Source organism: Agarivorans sp. QJM3NY_25 (assembly GCF_050870875.2).
Classification (GTDB): Bacteria; Pseudomonadota; Gammaproteobacteria; order Enterobacterales; family Celerinatantimonadaceae; genus Agarivorans.
Genome location: NZ_CP194041.2, coordinates 4528259 through 4548209, shown reverse-complemented (window position 1 = coordinate 4548209; position 19951 = coordinate 4528259). Strand labels below are relative to the sequence as shown.

Genomic DNA, 19951 nt, shown 5'->3' with positions numbered 1-19951 from the left:
CTCCTAATTTTTAAGGCTCGCAAAAGAGCGCTGGGTTGGTCGTGGGGCACGACGATAGTAGCAAGGTTATTTAACTGCTGAAGATGGACTGGTTGGGCGAATCAGTCGGCTCTACAAATTGCAGTTAAGCTTCAAAAATTTCATCGATGCCGTTTGACTTTGCACCAAACGATGACCTGTTTTTGTGTGTCCCGTTTTAATTGTTATGGCTTTCTGTAAAGGCGAATTATTTGAGATGAATCGCTGATTCAAACAGAGGTTAAAAGTAGAAAAATACTGATCTTGCGCGTCATGTTTTAAGTTGCACATGTTTCCTAAATGGACGATGTTTGTCAACTTGACATATCTGGTGGAAACCAGCCATATGGGGTTGCGCGAGTGGTTTTCTATGGGCACTGAATACCAGTGGAGCGGCTGACGCAAGCGCCGATCCACGGTTCTGTTTCGTTAGTTTTCCTGAAACCTCGCTGCATATGGATTTAGTTGGTCATCAGTGGTTTCGCAGATGGGATGATATAAGCTTGGGCGACGTCCGCGGATCCATCGTCGACCGGTGCACATTTCCAATTCATCGCCTTTTAGATCGGCTACAACCATGTCATTGTCGATCTTGTCAGATTCAACAATCACTTCTCCATATGGGTTCAGTACCATGGCATTGCCGGTCCGTACTTCATCTAAATCTAAACCAACGCCATTACTAAATATCAGGAACATTCCATTGTCGTGCGCCCGAGCAGGTAACCAACGCATCAGCCATTGACGTCCTTTTTTGCCTTGCATTTCAGCCCGTAGCGCATGTGGATTTTGTTTACGTTGATGCCAAAGTTGTGGGTCGATGAGCCCCATGGCTTGAGGGCTGCGCGAGTTACAGCCGCCAGTTTGGTGGGGCGCAATGAGAATGTCAGCGCCCATCAGGGCCGTGATTCGAGCATTCTCAACCAAGTTATTGTCCCAGCAGATCAAGATACCGACACGGCAACCGTGCGGAGTGTCGAAAACAGTATAACGATCGCCACTCGACATGTATTGGCTAATAAAGGTATGTAGTTTTCGATGTTTCTCTAGGCGACCATCGGGCATTGCCATCACATAGGTATTAAATAGTTGGTTATTGTCGGCTAACTCAATTAAGCCTGCGCCAATAGTCATCTGATATCGCTTGGCTAAATCTAATAAATGTTGGCAGCTTGGTCCTTGCGGAACGGGTTCTGCTAGCCCTCTGATCGCGTCTTCACTCAACTGAGAAACATGCCAGTAGCCAGTAATGCACATTTCTGGAAAGACGATGATTTTTACAGCTTGTGCTGCTGCCGAGATGACATAGTTTTGTATCACCGATAGATTGAAGGATTTATCATCGGCTTTATGATTAAACTGGACGGAAGCGACGCGTAGATCTTTCATGTTGACCTCTTTCTAAAACAAACGGGATGAGTAAGTGTAGAAATTTCATTTCATTCCGTATAATGAATAATTCTCAACTATTGATGAGTAAATGGAATGGATATCGATCTTATTCAGGCTTTCTGTCAGCTTGCAAAAGATAGAAATTACACGCTCGCTGCGGCTCGCCTTTTTATCAGTCAATCAGCATTGACTAAAAAAATTAAACGCTTAGAAGAGAGCATTGGGGTGGCATTGTTTACTCGCGGAAGGAATGGTGCCGAGTTGACTCAAGCGGGCGCAAGCCTTTTGCCGGAAGCTGTAAGCCTCACCGCTCGATTTGTAAGTTTCGAGCGTTTGGCCAGTTGTGTTGCTGCAGGTGAGTATGGCCATTTAAAGGTTGGTTTTGGTATTTCAACTTATCTTCAGGCTCCTTTACTGATCGCTAAATTTAAGCAGCAATTTCCCCATGTTCATATCACGCTAAATGACCTCCCTTCATCGGACCAAGTGGAGGCTTTGCTCGATGGTGACTTGCACTTGAGCTTTAACCGTTTGCCGGATATTAAGCCGCCTTTAAAAGGCATGCAGCTGTTTTCCGATGGTTTGGCTATTGCGGTGAACAGCAGTCAAAGGGTCGACGAATCTAATATTTTGGCGTCATTGGCTAAGCTAAATTATCTACAACTGCGCCCTTCTCGTGGACAGGGTTTAGCGACTCAAATTGAGCGCTATTTTAGTGCAAACCAACTTAGCGTAAGAGCGACGCAAGAGGCGAATGATATCCTGACCTTGCTGACTTTAGTTTCTGCGGATCTCGGCTATACCATTGTTCCTCAAAGTACCAGTACCATCTGCCAAGATAATATCCGTTTAATCCCGATTCATGGTCCTGATGCTGTTTGGGATGTCGGTTTAATTTGGAACGATAGCCAACAGGACGGGGTGCGTGATCAGTTTATCAATGCAGTCTCTATCAATGAAATGATCCCGCTGGGCGGTCATTAGATGTTTCTGGATGAAAGCTTGGGTCGGGGTTTATTGGGCTCTGTGGTGATTTTGATCGCGACCGTGCTTGTGAGCAATTTATCTGCAAGACCGATCTTTTAGTTAATCTGTCGCTAAACTTAAGCATCGTTCAATGATTAAGGATAGTGAAGATGGCCTGGGCTTTGACGCGAACCCAATGGGTGGTATTAATCGGTTTGCTGTTTAATATTGTGGCCGCCTTAATGACCAATTTTTATATTGACCGGGTCAGTCAAGATGCCCATGGAATGGTGCAACGCCAGCAGCAGCATGACAAATTAATCGGACAAACCTGGCAACAAGTTGACGGATTAGAGCGCAAACGAGAACTGATCTATAGCCTGCTGGCGAGTGAAGCTCAGACTCAGCGCTCGATCCCCGTTCATGTACAGCAGCTGGTCGCTAAAGATTTGCAGTATTGGTTGGAGCAAGGGGAAATTTCGGCCATAAGTTTGGATAATCTGGCGAGTCTGGACTTTTTTATTGATAAAATTCAAAATAGTTTGCGCCAGCGCATTGATCATTGGTATTTGCAGAATATCGATTTAAGCAGTCGTTATACTGAGCAAATGGCGACCATTTCAGCTTTGAGAAATTTAGCATTATTTCTACAAATTATTGGCTTGGCGCTGATTTTAGCACGCGACTTAAGTCGTCATTGATAAGCAAATAAGGGCAGTATTGTGGCCAATACCGAACATCAGGAAAACTTAGATAGTATCGATAAATTGAGTGTCTTGTCTTATCGCTTAGGCTGGCTAGTGCTGGCTTTTGCCTTTGTCTGGGCCGCTTACAGCGGTATTTATCAGCATGCCATTAGGCAGCCCTTATGGCTATTAGCCGCGGCTTGTAGTTTGTTGGCACACAATTTACATATTTACAGCAAATCGATCCGTTACTTAGTGCAAGCCTGTGGATGGGCGGCACTTTGGTTAAGTTTACTTTTCTATCTATGGCATTGGCCGCTACTGGCAAGCCTCGCGATGGGGGCTTTTTATGTGGTGGTATCGGCCTTGGTCTATAAAGAGAGCTTTTGCTTCGATTTAGGTCTACTGCGTTGGTTGCCCACGGTATTACTGGCGGATTGGTTAATTTATTTAAGTCCCTGGAGTCAATTGCGGCTGCCTTTGCTATGTTTCATCAGCATTGGCTGCGTGATTATTGCCTATCAGAAACTCAAGCAGCCGCTGCACTTTGATATTGGCAAGCGCAGCAATTACCAATTGTAGCCGCTGTGAACAAGCGCAGCGCTGGTATTGCCAAGCACAAGCGGTTTACTGCGCTTAGGCGAGTAGATTGAGCGGTAGTTGCTCGTACAGTAGCTTGGCGCTCATCAGTAGCGTAACCGAGATAAATACCGGTCTTATCAGTCGATTTCCTTGCGACATCACCAGTCGACTGCCCAGTAGTGAGCCTAAGACTTGTCCTACCCCCATGGTGAGTCCGATAGCATAATCAATACTTCCCAGATGAATGAAAAACACTAGCGAGATGATATTCCCCATTAAATTGAGGGGCTTGGTCATCATGGTGGCTTGTTTGAGGGTATGACCTAATAACATGACAAAGGCTATCATCCAGATTGAGCCAGTTCCGGGTCCAAAGAATCCATTGTAGAAGCCAATGATCGGCCCGCATATCAGCATAAATTGGGTGATGGAGAGCTTGGCTGGTGAGGCCGCACTGGTTTTTAATTGTTTGGACAGGATCGAATAAACGGTGATCGCCAACATTAAAACAGGTAACAGCACTTCCAATAGCTCTTTATTAAACAGACTGACGCAGTAGGATCCCGCTAAGGCTCCCGCGGCAGTAGTGGCGATCCCCAGACCCAGCCCCTTCAGGTTCAATTGCTTGTGCAATAAAAAACTGAGGGCGGTGGTGAGCTCTCCGATCACCGCCTGAAAGCGGTTGGTTCCTAGTACTGTCATCGCAGGAAGTCCGGCGAGCATCAAGCCTGGCACGGCAATCAGTCCGCCTCCGCCAGCAATTGCATCCACCACGCCCGCGACAATCGCGACCACAAACAAGATCAGATAAATATTGCTGTTCAGCTCGGCAAGTAGACTGGTTTGCATCGATTTTTCCATGATAATTGAATAACTGGCAATAGTTGTAACATGGCTAAGCATGTAGTTAAATTAACAGATCTTTATTCCATCATTAAGGTGAAGCTTAATGCTTAATTCTCAGGATCTGCAATTTTTTGTCGTTATCGCGGCCAGTCGGTCTTTGGCTGCGGCGGCGCGAACAATGAATGTGACTCCGCCGAGTGTGTCGCAACGCCTCAAAACGATTGAACAAAAGCTAGGGGTTAGCTTGGTGGAGCGAACCGCCCGAGCGATATCGCTGACCAGTGAAGGGCAGCTGTTGGCGGAAAGAGGCCGTTTGCTGTTAACTCATCTGGCAGCGATTAGTGAGGATATTTCAACCAACAAACTGACCGTTTCCGGCCATCTTCGGCTGGTGGCACCACTGGGACTAGGGACAAAGCATATCGGGCCAATTATTGGCGAATTTCAACAACTTTATCCCTTAACCGAGATTGAATTAATTCTGTCTGATGCCCCAAAATGGTCGGTGCATCAGAGTCCTGACTTGCTGTTGTATATTGGCGCGCTGCAGGATTCATCATTAAAGCGTGTGGTCTTGGCGCAAAATCAAAGATTATTGCTGGCATCTCCAAGCTACCTCGCCACGGCTCCGGCCCTCGTCAAGCCAGCCGATTTAGCCCAGCATCGCTGTATTGTGCTCAGAGAAAACGATGAGGATGCCAGCATGTGGCGTTTTACTGAAACCGCCACCAGGACGCCCCATTCGGTCAGAGTTGAACCTCATCTGGCGAGTAATGTGGGTCAAGTGACGAAAGACTGGTGTCTTGCTGGACGAGGGCTGATGTTGCGCTCTGGCTGGGATGTGAATAAAGAGTTGGCCCAAGGGCAACTGTTGCCGCTATTGCCCGATTACAGCTTAGCTGCGGCGGATATTGTTGCCCTGCTTTCCGCCGATAGCGATCATCGAGCTAAAAAAGTGACCGTTTTTCTCGATTTTTTAAAAGAAAAGCTTAGGCAAAGGCTTGCTTAGCGCGGGCCTCTGTTTTCAGACTGGTGGCATCAGGCGGTGTTTATATTTGCTTATAGCCATGCCACTGTCATCATAAGCTCTGTTCCAGACTCGTGGTTAACTTCTGTGCCACGCTGGCTGCATGTTGCATGTCGTTATCTACGGTTTCCATTTCGGTGGAGGTCTGCAAAATATTCTCTGACATTTCTTCTGCCATATTGGCTTGGGTTTTAACTGCACTTTCAATGGCGAGTACCGTATCATCAACTTGTTTGATGACTTGATTAATCAGTGAAATATTGGCTTGAGCATCGCTTGATGCTTGTTGAATGTCGTGTATTTTAGTACCAATATCAATAGAAGCATCCTGAGTTTGGCCTGCGAGGTGCTTCACTTCATTGGCTACGACCGCAAATCCTCGGCCAGCGTCTCCAGCCCGAGCGGCTTCAATCGCGGCATTTAAAGAGAGGAGATCGACCTGGCTGGAGATCTTACTAATTGTCTCTAATACCATGCCGATTTCTTGTGCCGCGGATTCTAGATTATCCATTTGTTTGGTCGAGTGTTTCACCTTTTCCACTGCTTGCAAAACAATGGTTCGGCTTTTACTGGCATTGTCGGAAATTTCTTTTACGGTGTTCGACATCGCAGAGGATTTTGTGGCGACTTGTTGCAAACTTCCCTTTATTTGGTTTGAAGAATTAGATACCAGCGTAATGCTGCTGGTCATTTCACTTAGGCCTGATAAGGAGGCATCGAGCAATTTTCTTGTTTTTAATCCCGTTTGAGAAAAAGCCTTGGCAATGAGTTCAAGTAGCTGGGCTGCAGAGATCAGTTTATCGGGTGAAATAATAGACACTTTACTTAAGGCTTCAAGATATTTATCTTCGTCAATATTCAGTTTTCTAGCATGCGCTCGAAATTTATCGAGATCGGGGGCTTCGGTGAGAACTTGCCCTCCGACGATACTGCCCACTTGTTTATCTTCAATGATAATTGGCACCGCAAAATCGACCAGCCCACTATGGCAACGGTATATCGCAGGTTTCGACAGGTTTGCCGCTAAGGTTCCACCCCCCGCATCACACTGGCAACATAATTTTAAACCTTCAGGATTACCGCGGTTTAATTCCATGCAAAATGACATAAAGTTACTTGGCTTTGTGATTGGAGCACCTTGATCATCAACGGTGATACTGGCGACACCAAAGGCATTGGAAAAGGCATCTTGAACTTGCTGCAATAATTCAACATCAATTAGGTCTTTCACTGAATACTTTGCGTTATTTTGAGTCGATGCGGTCTTCGGTTGAATACTCACGTGTTTTAATTGTTCATCGATGGTTTTTATTTCGATCGATAAAGAGGCATGTGGAGGGATTTTATTGGCATGCGTCGATTCTTTAGCGGAGGCAATTTTATTCTTGTAAAAGTAGCGGACAACAGAGCTTGCAACAATAAAAAAAAGACCAAAAAATATCATTTGTGCATTCGACATTAGCTTACCCTAACTCTTCTTTAAAGTATTATCCGGACTCATATAATGCGCAGCAGAGCACGGATCGGCGATAGTAAATTTAGATACTGATGTCGTAGATTGTTGATCATGTTAATGAAAATCAAGTGCTTGCCGCACAATAAAAAACATAGGATTATTTTTTACAATTATTTTTGTCAAAAAAGACTAATTTTTACAATTAAAGCGAAAGCTATTTGATATTGGCGCAAGATAAAGGTGTTTTTATCGAACTAAAAGCGGTGTGAAATGGTTTCTAAAGCTTTAAAAGCTTGGTATTTCTAGCACGCTATCAAGCGAAATAGTCCTATTAACTAAAAGTATCAACTTCGTCTGATTTTTGGTTAAATTTGAAACTTATTGGCCATTAATATCCCTTCCGCTGGGCTATGCTTATTCAGGTTGTTAATCATTAATACAGGAGTAAGCGATGAAATATATCAGTTTAGCTTTATTGGGATGGGCGAGTTTGCTTTCGATGAGTAGTCAAGCCTTACAGCTGAGTAGCCCAGATATTGCGGAAGGGAAAAAAATGGATGCCAAATTTGAGTATCAGGGTTTTGGTTGTAATGGGGGAAATCAGTCGCCTCAGCTGAATTGGCGAGACGTTCCCGAAGGCACCAAAAGTTTTGCTCTGACCGTTTATGATCCTGATGCGCCAACGGGCAGTGGTTGGTGGCATTGGATCGCTATCGATATTCCAGCTAGCACTCGACAACTCGCTGCGGGGGTTGATATTAAAAAATTGGGTGGTCTTGAATTGAACAATGACTATGGCAGTGCCAGTTTTGGAGGTGCCTGTCCGCCCAAGGGGCACGGTATGCACCGCTATGTGTTTACCCTATGGGCCTTGCCGACCGAATCGCTTAAACTTGATGTAAATGCTAGTCAGGCTGTTGCTGGCTACAAGCTTAATGCTTCGGCCTTAGCAAAGGCCAAGTTAACTGCGACTTATGTGCGTGAATAACAAATGGTGAAAGCGAGTAAGGCCTTGGAGGTGGTGTATTATCAGGGCGTTTATCAGCAGCGTTTACGTAATGTCTCCTTATTAGTACCCAGTATTATCTGGGTACGTAAGGGCACTAAGCAGCTGAGTTATCGCCAAGGCTCGTTGGATTTGGATGCTAGTCATCTGTTCATTGTGGCGGCCCATGAGCGCTTTACCTTTGTCAACCTGCCCCTTGAGCAGTGCTTTCACTCGACGCAGTTTTGTTTTCATATTGCCCCCGAAGCGTCGATGTTAAAGCGTAGCTTGGCGGTATCTAAGCGTTTCATCCCTGTGGTCACCCTTAGTCCTGCGATGCAGCAAACATTATTGTCACTGAGTGCGATCGATCTCAGTTTAATCAGTGATGCGGTGCAGAGTCATTGGGTTGCTGGCGTATACCAGCAGTTAGCCGAGGAGGGGGCGCTGCATTTGCTATTTCCCACTGCTGTGCTCAGTTTTAGCCAGCAGTTATGTCGGTTCTTGCAACAAAATCTGGCAGCGCCAAGCCTGATCGACGATGCTTGTCAGCATTTTGCTATTAGTCGGGCGACTTTAATCCGCCGCTTAAAAGCGGAAAATACTCAGTTTGGAGTATTATTGCGCGAGCTACGAATGAATCATGCGCTTGGCTTAATGCAAGCTGGCCTTGCCAATCAATTAGAGCTAGCTATTGCTTGTGGTTATCTCTCGCAGAGTCGTTTTAGCCAGCGCTTTACCGAACATTTTGGTTTAAGCCCAAAGCAATATCGAGACACCTTAGCGCTTATTGAATAAACCGGCACTGCGCGCTTTAGATGATGGTGGGAGTGTGTCAACGTTTAGGGAACATTGGCTTCAAAAGAATCTTATTTGCCGCGACTCTTGATGACTATATGTGGTTGGTATCGTTGCCTAAATCAGAATCAATCTTTTGCGCTTTCAGTTATTGGATGCTTACCGCGAAACCGATAGCTCGCATCGTGGATAAAGCAAAATGCAATATCGTGAGCCGTAAGTCATACCACCAGAGACTTACCTAGCGAGGCCACGCATTTGGTTTGGAAACTACAAGCTTGTTAGCTTTTTTCTTAAATTTAGTTGTTGAGTATGCAGTGTTGTCGAAATGTTTCGTTTACTCATGCGATAAGCGGGGGTTTTGATTCGCTCGCCTAAGACGAGCGAATTGACTGAGCATATTATCTAGCGTCAGGACGCAGCGCATATTTGCCGGGGCCGATTAGCAGTAGGGTTATTGCAGCAAATAAATATGTGGCAATACTTTCGACTGACCAAGCGCCTGTACGAGTGAGAGTGAAAAAGTCATCTATATGCATCAGGCCGATGATCACTAGACAGGTTCCTATCGTTATGCCTGCGCAGACGCGTGTATAAATCCCTAAAATAATAAGGATTGGCGCGACAACTTCACCTAAAAATACGGCGTAAGCAAAATAGCCTGGTAAGCCTAAGTTAACGAACAGTCCTTGAATAAATCCGGTGCCTGCAATTATTTTATGGATGCCGTGAAGCAAAAGCATGCCACTGAAACTGACACGCAACACCAATTTTCCTAAGTTTGGAAAATCGAACCAAGACTCAAGTTTATCTAAAAGGTACATCATTTACTCCTAATGTGTCTCTAACAAAAACATATCGTATTGTTATACCACGGTTTTTTATGTTTATTTAATATAAAAATACTAATGCCAATGATATTTGTTTGAATCTTGATCTAGATCTTTCTCAAATTAGATAGCGATCAAGGGGCCGTGAGCGTTAGTTTCGCACTGCTGAAGGGCTATGGTCTGATTTAAAATGGAGCTGGCGACTGTTTGGAGAGGGAGCAAAAGTACCGCATATCACGCCTTGGTGATTGCGAAGGTCTGATCATCCAACATGTGGCTAGCTGTTCTTTGGGAGCTTGTATGTTTTGTTTATCGCAGAAATACTGTCATGGGAAGTCGGCTGCTCTTTAGCGTCGTCAGCGCAATAAACGGCCTCGGTGGTTGTTTGTGAACCTGAGTCCTATAAAAAGTGTGCTAGCTTTAAATATGTGATCGTCGGTTCTGTTATGGCTATAGAACCAACAGGGTGGTTCTGGTTTTACCAACCCTTAAGATATGCAGTCGGTCGACGCTTTCACCTAGGGGAATGATGTCTATATAAAGCATGAATATAGCGAGGAATAGATATAAATGGATAAGCCGATTAGACCTTTTGCCCACGCAATTGATGGCAGGATTGTCGCCAATAAAAAGCTTGTTAATGTTGATGACCGTCATTTAACTCCTGGGAATAAGGAAGGCTCGCAACGCGCCTTTACCACGGTATTTGCACCAGCAAAACCGGGTTCAGCCTATAAAGATATTCATGAAGGTCTAGGGGGGAAAATTACTCCTGTTGAAGGGAGCACGAAGCAAACCTGGATCAATTTTGGGGATGCTCAAAGAGCGCAATACTATGTAGCCAGCTACTCTGAACAGCACATTAAATCGGATCTTAAGCAATCATTCAATATTGCGCAGCAGGCGGCTGATGTTGGTAGAATTATGCAAGAACGAAAAAAAGCAAAAGGTAAAAGTTCCGGCTTTAGTTCGATGAAAACAGCACTAGAAGCTCATAAAGCACGTAAAAATCGTAATCAATTTCAATTACAGGCCCCTTCGTTATTTATCAACAGCCAAACTGCTACACGGGAAAAAATCGCTAGTCAAAGAATGAATGCATGGGGGGATGCTGGCCCGGTTATTCGTGGTTTTGACGTAGAGAATAAAACTACTCGTGAAATTTTAATGTCATCGGTGGTGGAGGAAGATAAAAAAGCGACACGTTCCGAAGTGATTAATGTCGACCAAAATAAAGCCGCTAATCAGGTTGGGGTTTCAGGCAAAGGCAAGCAGCATCTATTTAAGGGAATACTGCCGAGCTCACTCGGCAGCGTCGTGTTTAACCCACAGAATATGTCTGATCAGTTTAGTAATACTTCGGGACAGGTCTCAAGCTTAAATCACTTTGAGAAAAAGTATGGCCTTTTTTCCACTGTGGGGGTCGTTGCCAGATTAAACCAACCCAGCCCAAATCGGCCGACAGTGGCTGCTGAATCGATAGTGGATAGGCGATCTAAGCGGCCAAGAAGAGAAAGAAAGTAGTTATATAAAGGTGGCTCGTATCGTCGGCTAGCCGGCTCTTCTCTGGCTTCCGGTACTACAATATCTGGCACGCGATTCCTCGCAGAGCGTTTTACTTATAATCGTGAAGTCGAATCATCCATATCCAAGCGAAAATAGAATTTGGAACTTTAAATCCGTATTTGATCATGCTGGTTGCAGCCGGGTCGTTTTGAATTTATCTAATTTGGTGATAGCACATGCCAGTGCTGTGCAAACCGATAAGTTTTGAGGCCTTTTGGGTTTCTCTATTGTTGCCTGTCTTTATTTACCAAATATCACACCCTCTCGTGTCACTTATGTTCACAGGACACTCGAACTTCTGGCGTTTATTGACCACACTTATTACATGGTTTTATGCAGAGGGTTTCGCACCGCTGATGAAGAAAATTATCACGCTCTTGCTGATTGTCGCACTGCTCATCTTCACTGCTTGGTGGTTGCGCAGTAAACCACTGTCAGTGGTTTTGGTTCGGGTGGAAGTTGGCGATGTGATCGAAACGGTGGTTAATACGCGCGCCGGTACTATTAACTCTTGCCAGCGAGCGCGTTTAGCTTTGTCGGTGGGTGGCGTGATCGCTGAGTTGCATGTTCGAGAGGGGGATCGGGTCAAGCGAGGCGAGCCTTTGCTGGCACTCTGGGATCAAGATCTGCAGGCGCAGCAAGAGCAAGCTCAGGCTCGTGTTACCTTGGCCCAGCAACACGCCCAGTTAGCTTGCTTGCAGGCTCGCTTCGAGCAACGAGAGTCACGGCGTTTACAACCGCTACAAAAGCATGCGCTGACCTCGGAAACGAGTATTGATCGGGCCGATACCTTGGCTGCTACCAGTGCCTTAAACTGTGAGGCGAGTGAAACGGAGCTGCTGATAGCGCGCGCTCAGCTTAAGCTGGCCGAGGCTCAGTTGCAACAAACCCATTTATTTGCACCCTTCAGTGGCATTGTGGCGGAAGTGAATGGCGAGCTAGGCGAGTATCTTACGCCTTCTCCGCCGGGGGTCGCGACCTTGCCTGCTATCGATCTGATTGATGTTAGTTGCCTGTATGTCTCAGCTCCCATTGACGAGGTCGACGCAGCCAAATTACGGGTCGGACAAGCGGTGAATGTGCTGCTCGATGCCTTACCAAAGCAAGTTTTTCCTGCTCGCCTAAGTCGTATTGCTCCCTATGTTCTCGATTTGGAGAAACAGGCTCGCACCGTGGAGGTGGAAGTGGAGCTAGGGGCATTGCCGAGCGATATTCAGTTACTGATTGGTTATAGCGCTGACTTGGAGATCGAGATCCAGCGCCGCGAACAGGTACTGCGCATTCCGACGGAAGCCATCACTGCTGAAGGCGTGGTCTATCTGTTTGAAAATAATAGCCTGAAGCCGCTTAAACCTGAGCTTGGACTGAGCAACTGGAGTTGGCAGGAAATCTTTTCGGGGTTGCACGAGGGTCAGCAGATTGTTCGTCAAGCGGCTCGGGTTGAATATCAGCCGGGAATGCAGGTCAGCGGCGATGATTAAATTGACTCAGGTAGATCGCAGATTCAAATTGGGAGAGCAGTTGATCAATGGTCTTAAGCAAATCAACTTGACCATTCAAGCGCAGGAGTATGTGGCAGTGATGGGGCCATCGGGTTCTGGAAAATCCACTTTGCTGAATGTGCTTGGTTTATTGGATCGTCCTGATAGTGGGCAATATCAACTGCAAGGGCAAGACACCGCCGCGATGAACGAGCGTCAACTGGCTTATCTTAGAAGTACCGCGATCGGGTTCATTTTCCAATCCTTTCATTTAGTTCCTCGTCTCACGGCGATGGAAAACATCGAACTACCGTTGATATTGGCGGGGATTACTCCCCATATTCGCCAACAAAAGGTGAGCCAGCTGCTCAGTCAGTTAGATTTAACTGCCCGTGCTGAGCATCGACCCGAGCAACTCTCTGGTGGTCAGCGGCAACGCGTGGCAATTGCGCGCGCCATGGTGATGAACCCGGCCCTATTATTGGCTGACGAACCGACTGGTAACCTCGACAGCCACGCCGGTGGTGAGGTGATTGAGCTGCTGGAACGCTTAAATCGAGAGACCGGGATCACCTTGGTCGTTGTGACTCACGATCTTAGCCTTGGTGAGCGAGCGAGGCGAATGCTGCAAATGGCCGATGGTGCGATTATTCAAGACTCGGGTGTGACTCCGCATGCGCTTGCTTGACGCCATCGGCTATGCGCTCGCTGCTTTGTTACGGCAACGGCAACGGCTACGGGCGGTAATGTTATTGGCAGCGATAGCCATCAGTGTTGGCTCTGTGGTGATGATGACCGCCCTGGGGCAAGGGGCGCGTAATTTCGTAGAGCAGGAATTCTCATTTTTAGGCAAAGATGTGCTGATCATCTTACCTGGGCGTAAGGAGACAACGGGTGGTATGCCGCCTGTGACGGGCACTAGCCTGCGAGATCTGACGCTGGCTGATATGGCGCATATCCAGCGTCGCATCCCTCATCTGCGAGTTGCGCCTCTGGTGCTGGGAGCTAGTGAGGTAAAATTTGCTAGTCGCAATCGTCAATCGATGATTCTGGGGAGCACAGCCGAGATCTTCGCCACTCACCGTTTGCGCTTGTTGCGTGGTAAAACGCTGCCCGATATTCCGCTTGAAAGTGCTCGTCCGGTGTGTGTACTCGGCGCGACTCTGGCGCAAGAATTGTTTGCTCAAGCGAATCCTTTGGGACAATGGATCCGCTTGGATAATCGTCGCTTTCGAGTCATTGGCACCTTTACTAGCGAGAGTAGCAATATGGGGCTTAAATTTGACGAGACGGTACTGATCCCAGTGGCTTCTGCTCAATCCTTATTTAATGCTCCCGGTCTGTATCGTCTGTTTGTTCAAACGCTCACACCGCAGGACTTAGCCGCGCAGGGATCTTTACTACTGCAAGTGATCGCCGAACGGCATCAAGGGGTGGCCGATGTGACTCTGCTGCGTCCCGATTCGTTACTCGCCACTTTCAACGAAATTTTGTTTACGCTCACGCTAGCCGTGACTGGGATTGGCGCTATTAGCTTAATTGTTGCCGGTATCATGATGATGAATATTATGCTGATTAGTACCCATCAACGTTGTGCCGAAATTGGTCTGCTAAAAGCTTTAGGAGCCAGTAATGGCACGGTGCGTCGCCTGTTCCTCTGCGAAGCAATGCTTCTCTCATTGGGTGGGGGCATCGTCGGTCTGCTAGTGGGATATTCGGCGGTGGTCTTGTTGGCTTGGTATTACCCGGACTTTCCGGTACAGGTTCCGCTGTGGGCTTCCGCCAGCGCCTTGCTCAGCGCCGTGGTGATCGGCCTACTGTTTGCGTTGTTGCCGGCAAATCAAGCCGCCCGCCAGAAGCCAGTGGAAAGTTTGAAGGGGAGTCATCAATGAGAGTGGGGGATTGGTTTTTTTGGTTATTGCGCAGCCTCTTGTCAGGGCGTCTACGTAATCTGCTTAGTGCGCTTGGTATTGCTATTGGGATAGCTGCCGTTACCACTTTAACCGGGATTGGCGAAGGCTTGCGTCTCTACCTTTTAGACAGCTTCTCTCAGTTTGGTTCGCACCTGATCGCCGTTACGCCCGGAAAAGTGACCACTCAGGGGCTGTCTGGTGGGGTGATCAGTACCGTGCGTCCCTTAACCTTGGCCGATGCGCAAAGTTTGCGACGGCTGGCAGGCGTGGTAGCCGTGGTGCCTGTCACCTCGGGTACTGGGGAGCTAAAAGCGGGCAAGCTGAGCCGTAACAGCGACATCCTGGGGGTGGGTTATCAAGCCGCCGAAGCTTGGCATTTTAGTATCGAACAGGGGCGTTTCTTGCCGCCGGATGAGAGTCATCGCCCGCGAAACTTGGCCGTATTGGGCAGTAAGCTAGCTGTGGAGTTGTTTCCTAACGCTGCGCCGTTGGGGCAGTTTCTGCGGGTGGGTGAGCGCCGTTTTCGCATTGTTGGTGTGATGCAGCCAAAGGGGCAATTTCTTGGCTTTGATTTGGATGATGTGGTGTATATTCCGGCCGCGCATGCGCTGGCTATCTTCAATCGCGAGAGCTTAATGGAGGTGGATGTGGTTTACCGCCCCGATATCCCTGCCACAGTCATGCAACAGCGGATTTTTGAGCGGTTGTTTCGGCGCCATGGTCGCGAAGATTTTACTCTGTATACTCAGCAAGACATGCTGGCGAGCCTGGATAAGATCCTCAGCATCATTAAGGCTGCCATCGGAGGTCTGGGGGCAATTTCTTTATTCATTGGTGCAGTGGGGATCTTCACCATCATGAGTATTGCTCAACAAGAACGGATCCCAGAGGTGGGTTTACTGCGTGCGCTTGGGGCTCGGCGTGCTACGATCTTACTGTTGTTCTTGGCCGAGGCGATCGCTTTGGCATTAAGCGGAGGGCTGGTTGGCCTGGCGCTGTTGCTTACCGTGCAACTAAGTGTTCATGCCTTGGCTCCAGAGCTTCCTTTGGTGGTTCATCCTCTTTATTTGCTGCTCGCATTGTTGCTATGTGTATGGGTTGGTCTGATAGCTGGAGTACTGCCCGCTTGGCGGGCCATGCAGCAAGATCCGGTGGAAGCGCTGCGTAACGAATAAGTATTGGTTGCTGCTTTGGCGCATTCAATAAAAAATTGGACGCACCGCTAGCGCTGGTGAGTTTGTGCTTTGCATATGATTGATTAATCGGTCACCCGTTCAGTTGATTTGTATGGCATTCGTGATTGCTGTGCATTGCTAAAAGCAGTATTTTAGCTTTCAGCTATTCGTTTTGGTTGCTCGCTTTATGATTAGCCATTAGGAGATTTGATGGATAGTAGCGCGATGATGATATGGGGGGTGCTGTTTGGCGCTATCGGTATCGGCTATTTTAGTTATGGCAGAAAGCAGCAGGCAATCGTGCCGCTATGTGTTGGTATTGCCTTGTGTATTGTGCCTTATTTTGTGTCCAGCCTGAGTATGTTATTGCTGGTTGGCTTATTACTGGCAGTGCTCCCTTATTTTATCCGCTGGTAGTGTTGGCCGCTTTTTTATCTTATCACTTTGGCTGCAGTGGCGACTTTGGCTTAAATTGATGCTCATTTAGTTGACGGAGGCTTGAATGGCAGTATTACGAGAAATGCGAGCCGCGGATTATCAAGCAGTGATGGCGCTTTGGAGGCAGGCCGAAGGGATGACCTTGCGTGATGCTGATTCGGAGCCAAGTATTGCGGCTTATTTACAGCGGAATCCGGGGTTAAGTTTTGTGGCTGTGGCGCAGCAGCAGTTGGTTGGGGCGGTATTGGCAGGCACCGACGGCAGAAGAGGTTATTTACAACACTTAGTCGTGGCGAAAGCGTATCGCTCGCAGGGCTTGGGGCGTCAGTTAGTGGCGCAAGTGGTTGCGGCCTTCAAGTGCCAGGGCATTGCGAAAACCCACCTGTTTGTGCATCTGGATAACTTACATGCTCAGCAGTTTTATCAAAGCCTGAATTGGTTCCCCCGTGACGAGGTGCGGATGTTTTCCTTTAATGCCTCGAGCAATCCAGAGGTGTGAAGTCTGGCTCGCTGATTAAGCGTGGGGACTGGGGATGTTGACTCGGCCACAGGGGCTGATGGTGGTTCGAATGCTCAGACTTAAGGTGGTCGAGACGGAAATACTGAGCATGACTAAGATCGCAATTAAAATCACCAGCTGATATTTCACCGCGACCAATGGGTCACTGCCAGCCAAAATTTGTCCAGTCATCATACCTGGTAGGGTCACGATACCAACTGTGCTCATGGAGGCTAGCAAGGGGGCGAAGGATTGCTGCATTGCCGATTGCACAAAGCTTTGAGTGGCTTGGCTGCGATTGGCTCCTAGCGCAAGGTAGCCATAATATTCTTGTTTGGCTTCGCTGAGGCGGTTAAATAGGCGCTGTAGAGCGATAATATTACCGCTGAGGCTATTGCCTAATAACATACCGGCGAGGGGGATCAGGTATTGGGCGCTGTAGCTGGGATCCGGCTTGAGCAGGCCAAACAGCAAAATGAATAACACTGGGCTTAAACCGAGTAGCAGGCCGCAAGTGACCGCTAAAAATAAACCTCGTTTAGGCAGCTTGGCTTTATCAATGATGGCGCTGGCTCCAACCATGAGCATCAGCGCTAACCAGAGTAGGTTGATCCAAAGTTTATCTAAATCAAATAGAAACTGCAGATAAACGCCGAGTAAAGCGAGCTGTGCCACCATTCTGAAGATGCTCAAGAGCATATCTTTGCCCAAAGCTAAGTGAAAATGCCAGTTAATGAGCAATGGGACCAGCAATATCAGTGAAAAAAAAGCGAGTGCAGGCCAGCTTATATCAATGGTCATGGGTGCTCCCAAATAGACTTCAAGAGAAAATTGAAGTTCAACACGGCTTGGTGTTCGCTGCAACCTTTAATCCATATTGTAGCGTTGCCGAGTTACCTCGAAATAGTGACGGCTCAGGTTGCTGAATGGTTTACTGGGCTTGCTGTTTTAGCGCCTTGTTTGCAGGTTCATCTTGCTTGGGTTGGAACATGCGCACACAATTTTTACCGTCTGCTTTGGCTTGATAAACTGCTTTGTCGGCAGCCTTGATCATCGCTTCGTGATGGGTCATTTCTGAGCTGCGACTGGCGATGCCTACACTCACACTTATTTTATATTGTTGGTTGATGGACAAATTGGCGACTCGCTGACGAATCGCAGACCCGAGCCTTAAGGCGCCGTCTTGATCGGTGTCTGGACAAATGAGTAAGAACTCATCGCCCCCTAGGCGAGCCACCACATCATCACTTCTGACCGATTCGCGTAAATTGCGCGCGAGTAACATCAATACTGTATCGCCAGCATCATGGCCTTTTTGGTCATTAATCTGTTTGAAATGGTCGGCGTCTATCATCATGCAGACTAAGGGACTTTGTTGTGTTAAGGATTGTTGCCATAATTCTTTGAGTTGAATCATTGCATGGCGTCGATTGGGCAGACCCGTGAGAACATCGGTATGGGCCAAAGATTGCAAATGTTGATTGGTTTTTTGCAAGGCGAGGGTGCGTTCTTGTACTTTTTTTTCTAAGTTTTGATTGAGTTCGAGTAACTCATGATTGCGTACGCTAACTTGATGAAATAAACCACGTAATGCGGTAATTAAGGGTTCGGTTGCCAAATCTTTAGGCTGCGCGGCTTTGCTGTAGGCGGTTGCAGGCGGTTCACCGCTTTCGATATATTGCACTTGTTTCGCGAGCTCTTGGTCAATGCCGAGAATATGATAAGCCAGCCATTGAATCAGGTAGTCTAATAGCTGCTTAACTTGGGCATGCTGGTTGCTGTTGTCTAGATGTTCAAATTTATTTATTTCGTCAAGAAATTCGCGGTGAGCTGTAATGTGGATTTTTTTATGTCGAGGGTCGACTCGGCATAATGTCATTAATTGTTCTTCTTCTTGGAAGTGCTCTACCACATAGTGATTCAGCTCTACGGTAAATGGTCTTAGTTCTTCGGTTGATATCTGTTTTTGAGTGAGAAAATTGCCAATTTTATTAATCAGATCGATTAATTGGTGATGTTGCTTGTCTATTTCCTCCAAGCCAGTTTCAAAATCAGAGGTCCAACGAAACGGTTCCATTTGTTGCTTTCCAGCCTATCTGTAATTGACTGCTCGATGATATAGCAGTGTAGCCATGATTATTCGATATGAAGCGGAGAGCTACCATACCGATGAATCTAGGCGATAACGCTAATCTACATCAATAAAACGTGAAAAATGAGCACTTTTAAAGCACTTTTTCTATTTCAGTTTTTTCAGTTTAGTTGAAGTTATCCACGAAACGCATCATGTTAAGCTGCTTGGCAATTCAGTTTGGCGTATTCTGGGGTCGGTAGTGCATTAAGCTACTGCTGTAACATGTTATTGAGGTGAGCTGTGGAACAAAATTTATCTTTAGAACAAACTCGTGTGATTGGCGCTTTACTAGAAAAAGAAACAACGACGCCAGACCAATATCCGCTGTCGCTAAATGCTTTAACCTTAGCTTGTAATCAAAAGAGTAATCGAGAGCCAGTGATGAGTTTGTCTGAAGCTGAGGTGCAAGATGCAGTGGTTCAATTACAACAATTGCGTTTAGTGACCGAGGCTCCGATGGCTGGACGGGTGGTTCGTTACCAACATCGCTTTTGCAATTCTCAGTTTGGTGGTTTACAACTCAGCGAGCAACAACGAGCGATTATTTGTTTATTGTTTTTGCGCGGGCCGCAAACCCCTGGAGAATTACGTACTCGCAGCCAGCGTTTAGCAAACTTTAGTAGTGTTCAAGAAGTGGAGCAAAATTTACAGGCGTTGAGTGAACATGAGAGTGGCAAATTTATCTCTAAATTAGAGCGCGAGCCAGGGAAACGTGAATCGCGTTATATGCATTTGTTTTCTGGAGAATCTAGCTTGGCGGTGAGCCCAGACTCTACGCGAGAAACTTCATCAGAGGGCGAGCTACAACAACAAATAAATGCGCTTAAACAAGAGTTAGCAGCCCTAAAGCGAAGAGTTGAAGACTTAGAGTAATGCTTCTTTATATTGCCATTGGCTCGTTTTTGGAAATTCAAACAGCTTTAGTTTGGAAAACAACGGAAGGATTGAATGCTCAACGGCGACGGCATGTAATACCAATCTGATTCATTATACGATCAACGTATTGCGCAGCATAAATCTGCCGATAACCAGGCATGAAGTGCAGTAACTCGTGGCTCTAATAACAAGATATATAACGCCGTTAGTGGTGATTAAGGCCAGCAAGAGTGAACCGGTAATGAGTTAGATTGGTAAAGGGCGATAAACTAGAACTTTACCT

At 46.9% G+C, this 19951-nt stretch carries 20 protein-coding genes; 14 read left to right on the top strand and 6 right to left on the bottom strand.

Features of this window, described 5'->3' with window-relative positions; all coding sequences use genetic code 11:
- Positions 1 to 447: 447 nt before the first annotated feature.
- Positions 448 to 1407, bottom strand: a complete 960-nt coding sequence (locus tag ACRRSW_RS20880) for a nitrilase family protein (protein WP_432455637.1) — start codon at positions 1405 to 1407, stop codon at positions 448 to 450.
- Positions 1408 to 1503: 96 nt separating this feature from the next.
- Here ACRRSW_RS20880 and ACRRSW_RS20875 point away from each other — a divergent pair, with 96 nt between their 5' ends.
- From ACRRSW_RS20875 to ACRRSW_RS20865, 3 genes are all read left to right on the top strand, one after another.
- Positions 1504 to 2394: a LysR family transcriptional regulator gene (locus tag ACRRSW_RS20875; protein WP_432455638.1), complete on the top strand. Its 891-nt coding sequence runs from the start codon at positions 1504 to 1506 to the stop codon at positions 2392 to 2394.
- Between the two features lie 152 nt (positions 2395 to 2546).
- Positions 2547 to 3077: a hypothetical protein gene (locus ACRRSW_RS20870; protein ID WP_432455639.1), complete on the top strand. Its 531-nt coding sequence runs from the start codon at positions 2547 to 2549 to the stop codon at positions 3075 to 3077.
- A gap of 21 nt (positions 3078 to 3098) precedes the next feature.
- Positions 3099 to 3644: a DUF2301 domain-containing membrane protein gene (locus ACRRSW_RS20865; protein ID WP_432460340.1), complete on the top strand. Its 546-nt coding sequence runs from the start codon at positions 3099 to 3101 to the stop codon at positions 3642 to 3644.
- 54 nt (positions 3645 to 3698) lie between these two features.
- On the opposite strand, the gene ACRRSW_RS20860 is transcribed toward ACRRSW_RS20865, so the two are convergent.
- Entirely contained in the window at positions 3699 to 4493 is a 795-nt protein-coding gene (locus ACRRSW_RS20860; RefSeq protein ID WP_432455641.1) for a TSUP family transporter, read from the bottom strand.
- A gap of 100 nt (positions 4494 to 4593) precedes the next feature.
- Here ACRRSW_RS20860 and ACRRSW_RS20855 point away from each other — a divergent pair, with 100 nt between their 5' ends.
- Positions 4594 to 5499 (top strand): LysR family transcriptional regulator, encoded by a 906-nt coding sequence (locus ACRRSW_RS20855; protein WP_432455642.1) that lies wholly within the window; start codon positions 4594 to 4596, stop codon positions 5497 to 5499.
- A 70-nt stretch (positions 5500 to 5569) separates the two neighbouring features.
- Here the strand turns inward: ACRRSW_RS20855 and ACRRSW_RS20850 are convergent, their stop codons facing one another.
- The gene (locus ACRRSW_RS20850) at positions 5570 to 6976 is read right to left on the bottom strand and encodes a PocR ligand-binding domain-containing protein (protein WP_432460339.1); all 1407 of its coding nucleotides are present in this window, start codon (positions 6974 to 6976) and stop codon (positions 5570 to 5572) included.
- 448 nt (positions 6977 to 7424) lie between these two features.
- On the opposite strand from ACRRSW_RS20850, the gene ACRRSW_RS20845 reads away from it, so the two are divergent.
- Positions 7425 to 7961: a YbhB/YbcL family Raf kinase inhibitor-like protein gene (locus ACRRSW_RS20845; RefSeq protein ID WP_432460338.1), complete on the top strand. Its 537-nt coding sequence runs from the start codon at positions 7425 to 7427 to the stop codon at positions 7959 to 7961.
- Between the two features lie 3 nt (positions 7962 to 7964).
- Complete coding sequence (locus ACRRSW_RS20840) at positions 7965 to 8756, top strand: helix-turn-helix transcriptional regulator (protein WP_432460337.1); 792 nt, start codon at positions 7965 to 7967, stop codon at positions 8754 to 8756.
- A 401-nt stretch (positions 8757 to 9157) separates the two neighbouring features.
- On the opposite strand, the gene ACRRSW_RS20835 is transcribed toward ACRRSW_RS20840, so the two are convergent.
- On the bottom strand, positions 9158 to 9583 hold the full coding sequence (locus tag ACRRSW_RS20835; protein WP_432455646.1) for a DoxX family protein: 426 nt from the start codon (positions 9581 to 9583) through the stop codon (positions 9158 to 9160).
- A 573-nt stretch (positions 9584 to 10156) separates the two neighbouring features.
- Here ACRRSW_RS20835 and ACRRSW_RS20830 point away from each other — a divergent pair.
- The 7 genes from ACRRSW_RS20830 to ACRRSW_RS20800 all read left to right on the top strand — a co-directional run bounded on the left by ACRRSW_RS20830 (position 10157) and on the right by ACRRSW_RS20800 (position 16658).
- The gene (locus ACRRSW_RS20830; protein WP_432455647.1) at positions 10157 to 11110 is read left to right on the top strand and encodes a hypothetical protein; all 954 of its coding nucleotides are present in this window, start codon (positions 10157 to 10159) and stop codon (positions 11108 to 11110) included.
- 398 nt (positions 11111 to 11508) lie between these two features.
- On the top strand, positions 11509 to 12633 hold the full coding sequence (locus tag ACRRSW_RS20825) for an efflux RND transporter periplasmic adaptor subunit (RefSeq protein ID WP_432455648.1): 1125 nt from the start codon (positions 11509 to 11511) through the stop codon (positions 12631 to 12633).
- Positions 12626 to 13321: an ABC transporter ATP-binding protein gene (locus tag ACRRSW_RS20820; RefSeq protein ID WP_432455649.1), complete on the top strand. Its 696-nt coding sequence runs from the start codon at positions 12626 to 12628 to the stop codon at positions 13319 to 13321. Before ACRRSW_RS20825 ends, ACRRSW_RS20820 begins: the two co-directional genes overlap by 8 nt.
- Positions 13308 to 14525 (top strand): ABC transporter permease, encoded by a 1218-nt coding sequence (locus ACRRSW_RS20815; RefSeq protein ID WP_432460336.1) that lies wholly within the window; start codon positions 13308 to 13310, stop codon positions 14523 to 14525. Before ACRRSW_RS20820 ends, ACRRSW_RS20815 begins: the two co-directional genes overlap by 14 nt.
- Positions 14522 to 15721, top strand: a complete 1200-nt coding sequence (locus ACRRSW_RS20810; RefSeq protein ID WP_432460335.1) for an ABC transporter permease — start codon at positions 14522 to 14524, stop codon at positions 15719 to 15721. The genes ACRRSW_RS20815 and ACRRSW_RS20810 overlap by 4 nt, the downstream gene beginning before the upstream one ends.
- A 210-nt stretch (positions 15722 to 15931) precedes the next feature.
- Positions 15932 to 16138, top strand: a complete 207-nt coding sequence (locus tag ACRRSW_RS20805; protein WP_432455652.1) for a hypothetical protein — start codon at positions 15932 to 15934, stop codon at positions 16136 to 16138.
- An 85-nt stretch (positions 16139 to 16223) separates the two neighbouring features.
- Positions 16224 to 16658, top strand: a complete 435-nt coding sequence (locus ACRRSW_RS20800; protein ID WP_432455653.1) for a GNAT family N-acetyltransferase — start codon at positions 16224 to 16226, stop codon at positions 16656 to 16658.
- A 15-nt stretch (positions 16659 to 16673) separates the two neighbouring features.
- Here ACRRSW_RS20800 and ACRRSW_RS20795 read toward each other — a convergent pair whose 3' ends face one another.
- Both ACRRSW_RS20795 and ACRRSW_RS20790 read right to left on the bottom strand, forming a co-directional pair.
- Positions 16674 to 17459, bottom strand: a complete 786-nt coding sequence (locus tag ACRRSW_RS20795) for an ABC transporter permease (protein ID WP_432455654.1) — start codon at positions 17457 to 17459, stop codon at positions 16674 to 16676.
- Positions 17460 to 17589: 130 nt separating this feature from the next.
- Complete coding sequence (locus ACRRSW_RS20790) at positions 17590 to 18735, bottom strand: GGDEF domain-containing protein (protein ID WP_432455655.1); 1146 nt, start codon at positions 18733 to 18735, stop codon at positions 17590 to 17592.
- A gap of 297 nt (positions 18736 to 19032) precedes the next feature.
- On the opposite strand from ACRRSW_RS20790, the gene ACRRSW_RS20785 reads away from it, so the two are divergent.
- Positions 19033 to 19665, top strand: a complete 633-nt coding sequence (locus tag ACRRSW_RS20785) for a YceH family protein (RefSeq protein ID WP_432455656.1) — start codon at positions 19033 to 19035, stop codon at positions 19663 to 19665.
- Positions 19666 to 19951 lie beyond the last annotated feature (286 nt).